The organism is Acinetobacter sp. NRRL B-65365, from assembly GCF_001605865.1.
GTDB classification, from domain to species: Bacteria; Pseudomonadota; Gammaproteobacteria; order Pseudomonadales; family Moraxellaceae; genus Acinetobacter; species Acinetobacter vivianii.
This window is the reverse complement of the sequence record NZ_LRPD01000006.1, coordinates 106230-119931: the sequence shown is the minus strand read 5'-3', so window position 1 is coordinate 119931 and position 13702 is coordinate 106230. Positions and strand designations below refer to the sequence as shown.

Annotated in this window: 11 protein-coding genes; 7 read left to right on the top strand and 4 right to left on the bottom strand. The window is 42.2% G+C overall.

Annotation, left to right across the window (positions count from 1 at the left end):
- Window positions 1-15 precede the first annotated feature (15 nt).
- The 4 genes from AWW72_RS19395 to AWW72_RS04050 form a co-directional block, all read right to left on the bottom strand.
- Window positions 16-177 (bottom strand): hypothetical protein, encoded by a 162-nt coding sequence (locus AWW72_RS19395; RefSeq protein WP_004770345.1) that lies wholly within the window; start codon window positions 175-177, stop codon window positions 16-18.
- Window positions 178-274: 97 nt separating this feature from the next.
- The gene (locus AWW72_RS04060) at window positions 275-1279 is read right to left on the bottom strand and encodes an SUMF1/EgtB/PvdO family nonheme iron enzyme (RefSeq protein WP_062846533.1); all 1005 of its coding nucleotides are present in this window, start codon (window positions 1277-1279) and stop codon (window positions 275-277) included.
- On the bottom strand, window positions 1276-2958 hold the full coding sequence (locus tag AWW72_RS04055; protein WP_062846532.1) for an arylsulfatase: 1683 nt from the start codon (window positions 2956-2958) through the stop codon (window positions 1276-1278). The genes AWW72_RS04060 and AWW72_RS04055 overlap by 4 nt, the downstream gene beginning before the upstream one ends.
- A gap of 133 nt (window positions 2959-3091) precedes the next feature.
- Window positions 3092-3709 (bottom strand): rhomboid family intramembrane serine protease, encoded by a 618-nt coding sequence (locus AWW72_RS04050; RefSeq protein WP_004770342.1) that lies wholly within the window; start codon window positions 3707-3709, stop codon window positions 3092-3094.
- Between the two features lie 153 nt (window positions 3710-3862).
- Here AWW72_RS04050 and nfuA point away from each other — a divergent pair, with 153 nt between their 5' ends.
- The 7 genes from nfuA to AWW72_RS04015 all read left to right on the top strand — a co-directional run bounded on the left by nfuA (window position 3863) and on the right by AWW72_RS04015 (window position 13653).
- Window positions 3863-4501: a Fe-S biogenesis protein NfuA gene (gene nfuA / locus AWW72_RS04045; RefSeq protein ID WP_004770341.1), complete on the top strand. Its 639-nt coding sequence runs from the start codon at window positions 3863-3865 to the stop codon at window positions 4499-4501.
- A 313-nt stretch (window positions 4502-4814) separates the two neighbouring features.
- Window positions 4815-6533 (top strand): amidohydrolase, encoded by a 1719-nt coding sequence (locus tag AWW72_RS04040; RefSeq protein WP_062846531.1) that lies wholly within the window; start codon window positions 4815-4817, stop codon window positions 6531-6533.
- A gap of 176 nt (window positions 6534-6709) precedes the next feature.
- The gene (locus AWW72_RS04035) at window positions 6710-7471 is read left to right on the top strand and encodes a TorF family putative porin (protein ID WP_062846530.1); all 762 of its coding nucleotides are present in this window, start codon (window positions 6710-6712) and stop codon (window positions 7469-7471) included.
- A gap of 381 nt (window positions 7472-7852) precedes the next feature.
- Entirely contained in the window at window positions 7853-9112 is a 1260-nt protein-coding gene (locus AWW72_RS04030; protein WP_062846529.1) for a Zn-dependent hydrolase, read from the top strand.
- Between the two features lie 77 nt (window positions 9113-9189).
- On the top strand, window positions 9190-10590 hold the full coding sequence (locus AWW72_RS04025) for an aminotransferase (RefSeq protein ID WP_004770335.1): 1401 nt from the start codon (window positions 9190-9192) through the stop codon (window positions 10588-10590).
- A 206-nt stretch (window positions 10591-10796) separates the two neighbouring features.
- A complete protein-coding gene (locus tag AWW72_RS04020; RefSeq protein WP_062846528.1) occupies window positions 10797-12212 on the top strand; it encodes an aldehyde dehydrogenase family protein in 1416 nt (471 codons plus the stop codon).
- Between the two features lie 112 nt (window positions 12213-12324).
- The gene (locus AWW72_RS04015; RefSeq protein ID WP_062846527.1) at window positions 12325-13653 is read left to right on the top strand and encodes an APC family permease; all 1329 of its coding nucleotides are present in this window, start codon (window positions 12325-12327) and stop codon (window positions 13651-13653) included.
- Window positions 13654-13702: the final 49 nt, after the last annotated feature.

The window sequence follows — 13702 nt, the reverse complement described above, 5'->3', positions numbered from 1 at the left end:
TAGGCAAGATTAAATTTAGCAACGGCCTTTTTTGGCCTGTCCTGGTGGGCAAAAGTCACCATGACCATCGTGATAACCCTCTGGATCAACCACAACACTGCCATGTGGCGTATGTACCGCACAAGCGGATAGACTGAATGTGAATAACAGACAAAGGTAGAGTGATATTTTTTTCATGGTTCTGTCCCGTATTTTTATTGCTTTGAATATCACTTTAAAACGATCGGTTCGATTTTACCAGAACGGGACTAAAATTTTTTAAATGAGATGAATATCACTCTTGTGGCCTTAATACAGTTCTAAACCCGACATGCGTTGCCGCCAGATCAAACTCCTGAGGATAACGACTGCTATTGCGATAACGTGCACAGAAATTAGAAGCACATAAAAAAGAACCGCCTTTAAGCACATATTGCGTGGTCGCGTTATTTTGCTGGCGTAGATCCGTATAATTTCCCATATGTTGATCATGCGCACCATGATAGACAGAAGATGTCCATTCCCAGACATTCCCGATCATATCGTATAACTGAAATGCATTGGCCGCATAACAGCCGACAGGGGCAACGCCTTCAAAATGGTCTTCAGCTGTATTTTTAAGTGGAAATTCCCCTTGCCAATAATTGGCTTGCGGATGTTGATGGGCATCCTGTGGCGCCTGATGAAGCGGAGTATCATTTTTTGAACCCGCTTTGGCTGCATATTCCCACTCCTGTTCAGAGGGTAAATCGTGCCCCAACCAGACTGCATAATGTTCTGCATCATTCTTGGTGACATAACGGACTGGTTCGGAGGGTAGAGGCGCTTGACCCGACGGACCATTTGGTGTTTTCCATGTGTAATCAGTCTTTAACTGCCACCATTGATTAGGCAGGTTGGCATCTGGAGAAAATACGGCTGCCTGCTTCTGTTTTTCTGCATCTGTGATATAGCCCGTAGCTTTGACAAAACTGGAAAACTGGGCAACCGTGACCTCAGTTTGATCGATCCAGAAGCCATCCACTTGGCGTTCTTTCGCACCAAAATTGAGTTCATCTGGATAGGCCTGATTGGAACCCAGTGGAAATGAGCCTTTAGGAATCCAGACCATCCCCGCTGTTTTATGTTTTTGCCATGCATCGGGTAAGCCAGAATAACTCTGACATTGTGATAAAGAGCCCAACAATGCAAGTTGAGTTGTTGGGTGTTGTTGAGATGGCTTTACTTCTGGCCCAACTCTACTGCAACCTGCCACAAGGGACAGGCTACAGAGGGAAACGAGAAGGGGACTTAGTTTCATTGAAGATTGTATTCCTTGACCCCATTTTGCTGGGTGTATTTGTTATACACATCTACCAGTTCTTGCAGTTTTGCAGGATTAGTTTGGGCCAGATTTTGGGTTTCACCACGATCATTTTTCAGGTTGTAGAGTTCCCAAGTGCCTGTACCAAGTTCGGCTTTACCCTGTAAGGCAATTTTCCAGTCACCCTGACGTGCATATTTACTGCCATGTAATTCATCGGCAAAGCTAAAGTTAACGGGACGAATGGCCTGAGCTTTATTTTCAAGTACCGATTTCCATGAATAGCCACTTGGGGTATTAATCTGGCGACCTTTATATTGGCCTTGTGGCACGGCAATATTGGCGTAATCTAAAACTGTCGGGAACACATCCAGCACGGAAGCAAAACCATGATGAGTGCTTTGTGCTTTGGTTTGATAAGGGAGTTTCACAATTGCTGGGGCAGTGGTTGCACCTTCACCCGCCGTATCCTTCCATAAGTGGAATGGCGCAGCACTCACTTCTGCCCAACGTGGCCCCACATAATGATAAGAACTCGATGTACCTACGTTATTGACACTGTTATCAAAGCCAGATTCAGTGCCATAGTTGCCGCGGATAAAACCTTCTGCGCCATTATCTGAAACAAAGAAAATGAGCGTATTGTCATATAAATTATTGCGTTTGAGATATTGGATGACCCGCCCAATATTGGCATCCAGATTTTCCACCATGCCTGCATAGATTTCCATTCTGCGTGCTTCCAGTGCTTTTTGTTCAGTTGAAAGCTCATTCCATTTGCCATATTTCTGTGGTGCATTTTGTGTGGCAATGGGTTCAGCTGCAGTGAAGTTGGCAGGGATCAAGCCCAACTGTTTCTGGCGAGCAATACGCGCATCGCGAATTACATCATAACCCGCATCGTAGACACCACGATAACGGTCTCGATATTCAGCAGGCGCTTGTAAAGGCCAATGCGGCGCGGTGTAAGCTGCATAAGCAAAGAATGGTTTGCCTGAATCTTTGCCAGATTCTAAATAACTGATCAGCTTGTCGGTGAAATAGTTGGTCGAGAAGAAATCATCAGGTAAAGATGAAATAGGCACTTCTTTGCCATCTTCTGTATAGGTTGCATTGCGTTTATAGGCACTCGGCGCTTGTTTAAAATGTAAGTCCAAGCCTTGTAATAGGGTAAATGAATGATCGAATCCTTTGGCATGTGCGTTGGTTTCAGGTGTCAAACCTAAGTGCCATTTGCCACTGATATACGTACGATAGCCATTGTCTTTTAAGACTTCAGCAATCGAAAGTGAACGTTCATTCAAATAACCTTCATAACCGGGCTGGCCTTTTAAATGTGCAGGCGTCAGCTCAGCCATTGCCCCAATTCCTGCCAAATGATGGTCAGTACCTGAAATCAATTGCGAACGGGTTGGAGAGCAAGTTGGCGCTGTATGGTAGTCGGTTAAAATGCGGCCTTCTTGCGTCAGTGCATCAATATTCGGGGTGTGAATTTCTCCGCCAAACGCACCTAAGTCTGAATAGCCTAAGTCATCGGCCATGATGAATAAAATATTGGGCTGTTTCTTGGTTTCAACCACAGTATTAGATTCATTTGAATCATCATTACTGCACGCTGAAATCGAAAGGCTAAAAAGAGCAATCGACAAGGTCGTGAGAAGGCTGTTACGAGGCATGAGAATCGACTTAATCCGTTAAAATAATGCAGTCGAGTTTAGAGAGATGATTTTTATGATAAAAATAATTAAAATTTGATTGTTAATCTTAAAAAAAGAAAAGCCCCAAAACTGGGGCAAATCGTGAATGGATTTAAAAAGGAAGTTTGGTCAACTGATTCAGGAAATGTGGAACAACGCGAGGTTCCAGAATGATGGTCACCACCACCCCATAGGCGGCTCCCCAAAGATGCGCACTGTGGTTGATATTGGTATTGCCACGTTTGCCCGACCAGATGCTATAAGCGACATATAAAATTGCAAAAATAATCGCAGGCACAGGAATGAAAAAGACAAAAATCAGATTCCAAGGCTGGAACAGGATATAGGCGAATAGCACGGCTGAGACTGCGCCTGAGGCTCCCAGACTGGCCCACTGCGCATCATGGCGATGTTTTAGGTAACTAGGTAAGATCGCAACGATTAAACCGCCCAGATAGAATAAGACAAAGCCCATGTCATAGAAAAACTGACGATAGAAGCTTTCAATGATATTGCCAAAGAAAAACAGCGTGATCATATTGAATAGGAGATGTGTGCCATCGGCATGAATAAAACCATGCGTGATAAAACGGTCATATTGCCCACGTTGCATGGCAGGAGGCCAGAAAATCAGACGATTCATCACTGCCTGATTGGAGAAGGCCAATAAGGAAATTGCAACTGTAATAATGATCAGGGTCACAGTGTGCCCAAAGGGTAGATGTAACATAAATATTTTAAATTGATCAGAGTCTAAGCAATAATGCCATTAAAAACTTAATAAACAATGATCTTGCATAGAATTCCTACAAAAATGGTTGAATTTTTTTAATTACCCTCCATCTTCGGTTAATATAACGACATCAGCTTGAGGATTATTGTTATGTCGACTGAGAACACCAACACTGCTGTCGCAGAAGAAATTCCAAACCTTTTAATTACTCCCTCTGCACAAGAGTACTTAGGTGATTTATTAGCAAAGCAAAATACACCAGGGATTGGCGTTCGTGTTTTTGTAGAGAATCCAGGTACTCCACGTGCTGAATGTTGTATGGCATATAGTGCACCTGATGAAGTGGTGCCAACAGACTATAAACAGGATTATCCAGATTTTCCTGCCTATGTGGATGCGCCATCAATTCCGTATTTGGTTGATGCGGTGATTGACTACAACAAAGATCGTTTTGGTGGTCAATTAACGTTCCGTGCACCGAACTCGAAAGTGCCACGTGTTGGCCCAGATGCATCGATTGAAGAACGCATTACTTATGTATTGCAATCAGAAATTAACCCAGGTCTAGCGGGTCATGGCGGTAACTGTAGTCTGGTTGAAGTACAGGATAGCCCAGAGCATGGTTTGACTGCTGTATTGAAATTCGGTGGTGGATGCCAAGGTTGTTCTGCGATTGATGTCACTTTAAAGCAAGGCGTAGAAACCACATTAAGACAGCATGTACCAGAGTTACAGCGTGTTGTGGATCAAACTGATCATACACAGGCTGAAGGCGCTTATTTTAAATAATCGCTCGACATCTACTGTCGTTTAAAAAGTCCTTTCGAGGGCTTTTTTTATTTTTATCGCTTTTAAATTGTTGGACTTGAGCTGAGGGAAATCCAAGTTTTTATTCGTAGAAAAAATACTGGTTTTTAGATCTATATATTTAAATTAATTAAATTTTTTATTAATTATAACTAGGGGTAGCATGTTCAATGTATTGAGGAATTGAATGGAAATGGTTCCTGCATTTTTAGCTAAATTGGTTCTAGGTTTTATAAAGAAAGCAAAGAGAATAAAAAAGCACAAAAATAATTTTGGATAAGGACGTAAGGGATTTATGAATAAGAAATTAGTGTTAGGTATCAGTATCGGTGTCATGAGCTTGGCAAGCTATGCGCAAACGCCACAAGTGGATGTGATTGTGTTAAATGCCGATGTTCGAACCTCAAATCCAGCCAAGCCAAAAGCACAGGCATTTGCCGTGAAAGATGGAAAGTTTGTGGCTGTCGGCAATAATACCTATATCCAGAATATGGCGACCAAGCAGACACAAGTTATCGATGTAAAAGGTAAAACAGTCCTTCCAGGATTAACCGATGCACATACCCATTTGTTGGGCGGTCTGGAATTATGGGACGGTGTTGATCTATTCGGAATCACGGATCGTCAGGAATGGCTTAAATTAATTGCCAAAAGAGATAAAGAATTACCGAAAGGCGCTTGGTTAATGGGAGGGCGCTGGGACATCACGGGCCTGAAAGATGATCATATGCCAACCCGTCAGGAGCTGGATGCGATTGCTCCAGATCGTCCTGTGGTGTTACAGGATATTGATTATCACACAGTCTGGGTCAATACCAAGGCGATGCAAGTGCTGGGAATTGATAAAAATACCAAATCACCAGAGGGTGGCGAGATTGTCAAAGATCCACAGACAGGTGAGCCGACCGGGATTTTTAAAGAAACTGCGGGTACTCAACTGATTCTAGGAAATCCTAAATATACCAGTGCCTTACTGTCAGGAAAAGCGGCACTGCCAGTCGTTGAAAAGATCATTGCGCATTTTAATAGCTTAGGCATTACCTCTGTACATGATATGTGGACTGAGTTAGATACGGTTTATCCTGCTTTACTGGAGTCGAAACAGGAATTACCAATGCGTATCCGTTTTGGATTAATGGCGGGTGATGATCAGGTAACGCCCGCTGATTTCCAGCGTTATGCGAAGCAACGTGATGAACTGAATCAGCAATTTATACAAAAAGAACAGCAGTGGAAAAAAGGACCACAGTTCCGTTTTGCGTATATGAAATATTTTGTCGATGGCACATTGATGAATTATACCGCTGCACTGAATGAGCCATATGCAGATCGTCATCATTTTAATATTGCCCCAATTACGTCACAGGCAGATCTGAATAATTCAGTGAAAAATGCCAATGAAGTCGGGTTCCCTGTCGCGATTCATGCGATTGGCGATAAGAGTGTGGATATGGCCCTGAATGCGATTGAAAATAGCCCTAAACATCGCCAATTTGCTAATCGAATTGAACATATTGAGGTTCTATCTAAAGACGCTATTCCACGTTTTACGGAGCTAGGTGTTGTGGCTTCGATGCAGCCTGATCATGCTATTACAGGTAATTATCAGGAATCCCGTTTGGGTAAGGCGCGTACGCCATATAGTTATGCTTGGCAATCTTTGCTCAGTAGTGGCGCTACCATGGTCTTGGGAAGTGACTGGCCTACGGCATCTGAAAATCCAATGTTGCAGCTCAGCGATGTGGTATTTCGTGAGTATCAGGGTAAAACCCGTTATAGCGACAACGCTTTGAGTCTGGATGAAGCTTTATATGCCTATACCCAAGCACCTGCCAATGTTGCAGGGTGGGGCGATGAGATTGGCAGTATCAGTGTCGGGAAATGGGCTGATTTTGTGGTCTTACAGGATGCTTTGAAAACACCACTCAACAAAGACATTAAGGACTGGAAAGTTGCCGAAACCTGGTTCGCTGGAAAACAGGTATATAATGGTAAATTAAGTAAAAATAAATAAATGTATTTAAAAAAGAAAGTCTGATGGCTTTCTTTTTTTTACTTTTATTTAATTGTTTGTATTTTAAATAAAATAATAAATGGCTCTTCTGATTTTTTGAAAATTGGTTCTCGATTTATAAAATGTGCACAACATAATCAAGATTCAAAATAATCATATGCTAATGGAATAAATGGATGATCAATAAAAAATGGATTTTAGCGGTAATTGCATCTATGTTAATATCACCAGTAAATGCAAAATCAACTGATCATGATCAGGGTGATAATAAGGACAGTTTTTTAGTCAGTGGTTCGCTTGCATTTTTAACAGAGTATTATTGGCGAGGGACGACGCAAACCAAAGGAAAACCTGCTGTTCAAGGAATATTAAGGCTCGATCATGATTCTGGATTTTATACGCAACTTTTTGCATCGAATATTCAGCTAGATATAGGAAGTAGTTTAGAGCTGGATTATTATATTGGCTATAATTATCAAATAAATAATGATCTAAAGCTGAATTTGCAATATCTGGATGTGAACTATCCTGATGAAGATAAGACGCTGCCTCGTGTCGATTTTGAGGAATACTCAATTGGATTGATGACTTCAAATTTACTCAATGCTCAGGATGAGCTCAACCTGTCTTTTTATTACACACCTGATTATACCTTTGAAACAGGTAAAATGCTGCGTTATGAGGCTGGCTATCGTTATCCCGTCGCGGAACAATGGAATATATATACTCAAGTGGCCTATAACCAGTTCGCAAATAAAAATGCCTATGCCGTGCTTTGGGGAACTGATGAGAAAAGTCATTTTTATGATTATAAAATAGGGCTGGATTTTAACTATCATGATTTTATCTTGGATCTTTATTATGCCAATGCAAATATTAATAAAGATCTACCAAGTGCGGATAAGACGGTGGTTTTTAGTTTAACTAAACTTTTTTAATTTAAAAATGAAGCTTTGTATTATTAAATAAGATGCTATTGGTTAGTATGTAATTATTTATGTTTTAAATGTAGTTGAGGTGGATCTATAGCCAAAATGTTTTATATATAAAACATTTTGGCTGTTTTGTGTTCGGGTTTAGGTGGTGCTGGAAAAGACTAAAAAATTAATAAAAATAAATTGATTTTTCTCAAAATAAGATTAGTTTAATGCTCTGGTTATTTGTTTGAAAAACAAAAGGAATTGTTTTTTATTCATTCATACTTAAATTGGTACCTGTTTTTTTGGAAGAATTGGCACTCGTTTTTAATTGAAGAATTAATCAAAGTAGCGTGAATAAAGTGATATTTAAAATATATCGATAAAAGGGATGTTAAAACAATGAGAGTGAATGCAGAGCGCTTATGGCAGATGCTCATGGATATGGCGAAGATCGGTGCGACTACGAAAGGCGGAAATACACGATTGGCGCTCACGGATGAAGATATTTCAGGCCGGGCTTTACTGCTTGAGTGGGCCAAGCAGATTAATCTTTCTATTCATTATGATGAAGTTGGTAACCTGATTTTACGCCGTTCAGGGCAAAACCAAACCGCATTACCTATCGCTATGGGCAGCCATTTAGATACCCAGCCAAAGGGTGGTCGCTTTGACGGAATTTATGGTGTGCTGGCTGGCATGGAAGTGTTACAGCGCTTAGAAGAACAGAATATTGTTACTGACCATCCACTTGAATTGGTGGTGTGGATGAATGAAGAGGGTGCACGTTTCACTCCTGCAATGATGGGTTCCGCAGCATTCGCTGGCGTATTACCTAAACAGCAAGTCTATGACACCAAGGATAAAAACGGTATTTCTGTTTATTCGGAGCTGGTTCGTACAGGGCAAATGGGCGATTACCCACTGGCTCGTCCATTTCAGGCTTATTACGAAGCGCACATTGAACAAGGACCAGTACTGGAAAGAAACCAGATCTCGATTGGCGTGGTGACAGGTGGTCAAGCCATTCTCTGGTTAGATGTCGAAACCCAAGGTAAAGCTGCGCATGCTGGTACGACTCCGATGAATATGCGTAAAGATACTATGGTCGGCACGGCAGAAATGATTGTCGCGATTGAAAAATGCATTCTTGAGAAATTCCCACAAGGCTTGGTGACGTTTGGTGAAATGCAGGTCGCCAATTCATCACGAAATACCATCCCAGGACAGATTCAGTGGACCATTGATCTACGTCATCCAGATGATGCAGCACTGAAAGCAATGGAAATCGAAACAACAGCAATCTTATCTCGTCTAGCGATGGAACGAGATCTGGAAGTTCGCGTATCTCAACATTGGCTGAGTCCAGCGACTTATTTTGATTCGACTTGCGTTGCAACAGTTCAAGACGCGGTAAATAGCTTGGGATATAGCAACCAGACAATAGTGAGTGGTGCAGGACATGATGCAATCAATATCGCAAAACATTGTCCAACGACCATGATCTTTATTCCTTGTATTGATGGTTTAAGCCATAACGAGGCAGAAGATATTTATATGCAAGATGCCGCTCAAGGTGCCGATGTGCTGCTGAATGCCATTTTAAATTATGACGCACAGTCAGCCGCACAAGTCGCTCAAAACAATACAGCAACAGTTTAATTATCAACAAATTAACAATGTGTAAGACATGCATGCTGCTGGAATGGAGCATTGTAATAAAGATGGATGGATAGAAGATGAACTCAAAATTACCAGTAGAAGTAGATATTCAGGATATCTGGCAAAAAGATAAGGATCATGTGATTCACCCTTGGACCGATTTTTCGACATTTAAAGACGAAGGTTCTTTAATTATGTCTAAAGGTGAAAATGTCTATGTGTATGATGCACAAGGTAATAAATATCTAGATGGTATTGGCGGCCTGTGGTGTGTCAATGTCGGTTATGGTCGTAAAGAAATTGCGGATGCTGTTGCTGAACAGATCATGGAATTACCTTACTTTTCGCCTTTTGGTCATCAAACCACAGCACCAGCAGCCAAGTTGGCCGCTAAACTTGCTGAGTTGGCACCGGGTAATCTGAATCATGTGTTTTATGGTTGTGGCGGTTCGGTGGCGAATGATACGGCGGTACGTTTAATTCACCACTATTTCTATCAGATTGGTAAGCCGTCCAAGAAAAAATTGATTGCCCGTAAAGATGCTTATCACGGTAGTACCTACATCAGTATGACCCTGACGGGAATTGAAGCCGATCATGTCGGTTTCGAAATTCACAACGAACTGGTTCACCATGTGTCATGCCCAAATCCATACCGCAAGCCTGCATCGCAGTCGATGGAAGATTTCTGTAATGAAAAGGTTCAGGAACTGGAAGATACGATTCTGAAACTTGGCCCAGATAATGTGGCTGCTTTCTTTGCCGAGCCAATCATGGGTGCGGGCGGGGTGATTGTTCCACCAGAAGGCTACCATGCCAAAACTTTGGCAGTATGTAAGAAATACAATGTTCTGTATGTGTCTGATGAGGTGGTCACTGCATTTGGTCGCTTAGGTCATATGTTTGCTTCAGAAGCCGTGTTTGGCATTGTTCCTGACATTATTACCTGTGCAAAAGGGCTTTCTTCAGGCTACTTACCTTTAGGTGCAACCATTATTTCTGATGAGATTTATGACGCCATCAGCAAGCCGCATCATGAAGGTGGTTTGCTGACGCATGGCTTTACCTATTCAGGCCATCCAGTGAGTTGTGTTGCTGCACTGAAGAATATTGAAATTCTGGAAAAAGAAAAGATTTGTGAACATGTTCAAGACATGGGCGTTTACTTTGAAGAGCAATTAAAGACGCTTGCGGATCTGGAAATTGTCGGTGAAGTACGCGGCAAAAAATTCATGATGTGTATCGAAAACTTACGTAATAAAGAAACCAAAGAACTGTTTGACCGTTCTGTTGGCGTCGGTAAACGTATTGCGAACCATTGCCAAAAACTCGGTTTGATTGTTCGTCCAGTGGGTCACATGAATGTCTTGTCTCCACCATTAATCCTGACACGTGATCAAATTGACTTTGCTGTGAAAACCTTACGTCATGCGATTCAGAATACGATTCAGGAATTAAAAGCTGAAGGTCATTTATAAGCCGAATCTCTTTGTTTCCCAATGAAAAATCAACTTGCCTTGCGGGGTGAGTTGAGTCTCGCTGATCGATAGAAGTAGCGGGAGAGCAACAGATGATGTCGATGGAATGAATGAGGAATAAAGCGGAAATGATTGACATGAAGCAGGCTGAAATCCTGTGGGCAGTCACGATGAATCCGTTTTAGTACCCGTATGAGAGCAAGCAGATGAAGAATTATATCAATGGAAAATGGGAAAACACGACAGGAACATCCCAGATTACGGTGGTCAATCCTGGCAGTGAAGAGGAATTAATCCGATTTACTACGGCTTCCCCACAGGATGTAGATGCTGCCGTGGCTGCTGCGCAACAGGCGCTGGAAAGCTGGAGTTTGACAAGCCCTGCGGAACGCGCGAATTGGCTAAATAAAATTGCCGATGCGATTGAAGCAGCAAAAAATACCTTGATTGAACTTTCCCACCGTAACAATGGTAAATCTTCGGAACAAGCACAAGTCGATGTCGACAACAGCATTAAGTGCTACCGCTATTATGCCAATTTAGTCAAAAACTTTGCATTTAGTCAGGTGACTGAATGTGACGGTGGTATTGAACTGACGCATCAGCAAAATCCCGTCGGTGTGGTTGCTTTAATTACGCCGTGGAATTTCCCGTTAATCACCAGCGCATGGAAAATCGCACCGGCCCTTGCTGCAGGTTGCACGCTCATCTTTAAACCTTCCGAGTTGGTGCCTTTGCCTGAATATGCATTTACTCAGCTGTTGGATCAGATCCAGTTTCCTCAGGGTGTATTTAACCTGATTTTGGGAGATGCATTTGCTGCGCAGCATTTGGTGACACATCCAGAGGTGAATAAAGTCTCTTTCACTGGTAGCACAGAGGTAGGCATTCATGTGATGCAGGCCGCAGCCCGTTCGGTTAAACGCGTCACATTAGAGCTCGGCGGAAAATCGCCGATCCTTATTTTTGAAGATGCAGATCTGGATGAAGCAGTCGATAAAGCACTCGGCGGCATGTTCTATAACAGTGGTCAAATGTGTTCTGCGACCTCACGTTTACTGGTGCATCAATCGATTGCTGAACGCTTTTACCAGAAGTTTAAAGCTGCGGTGGAATCAATCACTTTGGGTTCTGATCTGGGCGGTCCATTTGCAATGGGGCCGATGACCACACAAAAGCAATTCCAGAAAGTTCGTGAGTATTTAAGTATTGCGAAAGACGAAAAACTTCAAACTTTAATTGATTTCGAGCAAATTGCTGTGCCTGAAAAAGGCTTTTTCATTCAGCCTCATGTTTTTGTCAATGTTCCGACTGACAGTCGATTGTGGAAAGAGGAAATCTTTGGCCCTGTGATTTGCTGTCGAAGCTTTGAAACTGAAGAAGAAGCTATTCGCCTCGCCAATGACTCTGAGTTTGGTCTGGCTGCAACCATCATCACAGGGTCTTTGGAGCATGGTAAAAAAATTGCCAAGCGACTTCGCTCTGGTCATATCTGGATTAATTCCCATCAAATGATTCAACCTGGCTCGTTATGGGGTGGTTTCAAAAAGAGTGGCATTGGGCGAGAACTAGGGCAGTCGGGGATGCAAAGTTATCTCGAAGAAAACGTGATTACGCTCTAATTTTTCCAACTGCTGATTGAATCGGGAAAGGGACTTCTCTGTTCAATAGCACCATCCAAGATGAATAAAAAAGTACTGCGAAAATATTTGCATTGATGCAGGAGAAACGTGCATGGAAAGCGAAAACAAACGAAAAGGGCTCTCACTATGGCAAGTCGTTGTCATTGGTGTGGCTTATATGGCTCCAGCAACCGTATTTGATACCTTTGGTATTATTTCAAGAGTCACTGAGGGACGGGTTCCTCTGGCTTATATCTTGGCCTTGTTTGCAATGCTATTGACGGCATTTAGCTATGCACGCTTTAGTAAACTGACACCAAAATCAGGGTCAGCGTATACCTACACCACTGAAACATGCGGCAAGACAGCGGGTTTTTTTGTGGGCTGGTGTTCGCTTATTGATTATCTACTTATTCCGCTGGTTAATGTTTTACTCGCGTCCTTTTATCTCCATGCATTGATGCCTGACATTGCCTATACCACATGGGTGGTGATCATGGTCGGGATCATTACGCTAATCAACAGCTTTCGTATCAATATTCTGGCGAACTTCAGCTTTATCTTTATTGCAGCCACGATTTCAATGATGCTGGTGTTTATTTTTCTGGTGGTTACTGGAATGGGGCATTCACAGGGATATCAAAGCCTAGCGACAATGACACCATTATTTAATGGCAATCCTGAATATCTAACCTTGCTGACAGGCGTGTCATTGGTATGTTTCTCTTATTTAGGTTTTGATGCAGTATCGACCTTAGCCCATGAAAGCCGCAATCCGACCAAGACCATTCCTCGGGCAATTATGCTCACAACATTATTAGGCGGCCTTATTTTTATTACGGTTTCCTGGTTTGTTCAATTGTCCTTTCCGACATTGGAACAGTTTAAAAATCCAGATGAAGCCTTACCTGAAATTGCACTCTTTGTCGGGGGCGTATTTTTTCAGTCAGCTTTACTTACCGTACAGATCATGAATGCATTTGCCTCTGGTTTGGCTTCTCATGCCAGCGCTTCGCGTTTGCTTTATATCATGGGACGTGATGGCGTGTTTAACCAAAAAATATTCGGTTATGTAAATCACAGATTAGGTACGCCGTTATATTCGATCTTCTTCGTCGGCTTGATTTCTCTGTTAGCGATTACCGTTGATCTGGCAACCGTGGTGAGTCTGGTGAGTTTTGGTGCCTTGATTGCCTTCACTATGGTGAACTTTTCTGTATTCATGAAATTCTTTGTGATACGTAAAGAGCGCGCAGGTTTAAAAAATATTTTCTCCAATCTATTACTACCACTGGCTTCAGTGTTGTGCTTATTAGGTTTGTGGGTACATCTGGAAAAATCAGCGCTGGAATTTGGTGGCGTGTGGTTATTGGCTGGCGTTTTACTGTTGCTTTATAAGCGTATCCGCAAACAGCCACTTTCGTTCGGGGCCACGACTTAAACCGTTTTAATCAATTGATTTGATCATTGAAGATTTGATTTCTAAAAAT

Coding starts and splice junctions, on each gene's coding strand:
- AWW72_RS19395 (WP_004770345.1), bottom strand. CDS start 177: ATGAAAAAAATATCACTCTACCTTTGTCTGTTATTCACATTCAGTCTA.
- AWW72_RS04060 (WP_062846533.1), bottom strand. CDS start 1,279: ATGAAACTAAGTCCCCTTCTCGTTTCCCTCTGTAGCCTGTCCCTTGTG.
- AWW72_RS04055 (WP_062846532.1), bottom strand. CDS start 2,958: ATGCCTCGTAACAGCCTTCTCACGACCTTGTCGATTGCTCTTTTTAGC.
- AWW72_RS04050 (WP_004770342.1), bottom strand. CDS start 3,709: ATGTTACATCTACCCTTTGGGCACACTGTGACCCTGATCATTATTACA.
- nfuA (WP_004770341.1), top strand. CDS start 3,863: ATGTCGACTGAGAACACCAACACTGCTGTCGCAGAAGAAATTCCAAAC.
- AWW72_RS04040 (WP_062846531.1), top strand. CDS start 4,815: ATGAATAAGAAATTAGTGTTAGGTATCAGTATCGGTGTCATGAGCTTG.
- AWW72_RS04035 (WP_062846530.1), top strand. CDS start 6,710: ATGATCAATAAAAAATGGATTTTAGCGGTAATTGCATCTATGTTAATA.
- AWW72_RS04030 (WP_062846529.1), top strand. CDS start 7,853: ATGAGAGTGAATGCAGAGCGCTTATGGCAGATGCTCATGGATATGGCG.
- AWW72_RS04025 (WP_004770335.1), top strand. CDS start 9,190: ATGAACTCAAAATTACCAGTAGAAGTAGATATTCAGGATATCTGGCAA.
- AWW72_RS04020 (WP_062846528.1), top strand. CDS start 10,797: ATGAAGAATTATATCAATGGAAAATGGGAAAACACGACAGGAACATCC.
- AWW72_RS04015 (WP_062846527.1), top strand. CDS start 12,325: ATGGAAAGCGAAAACAAACGAAAAGGGCTCTCACTATGGCAAGTCGTT.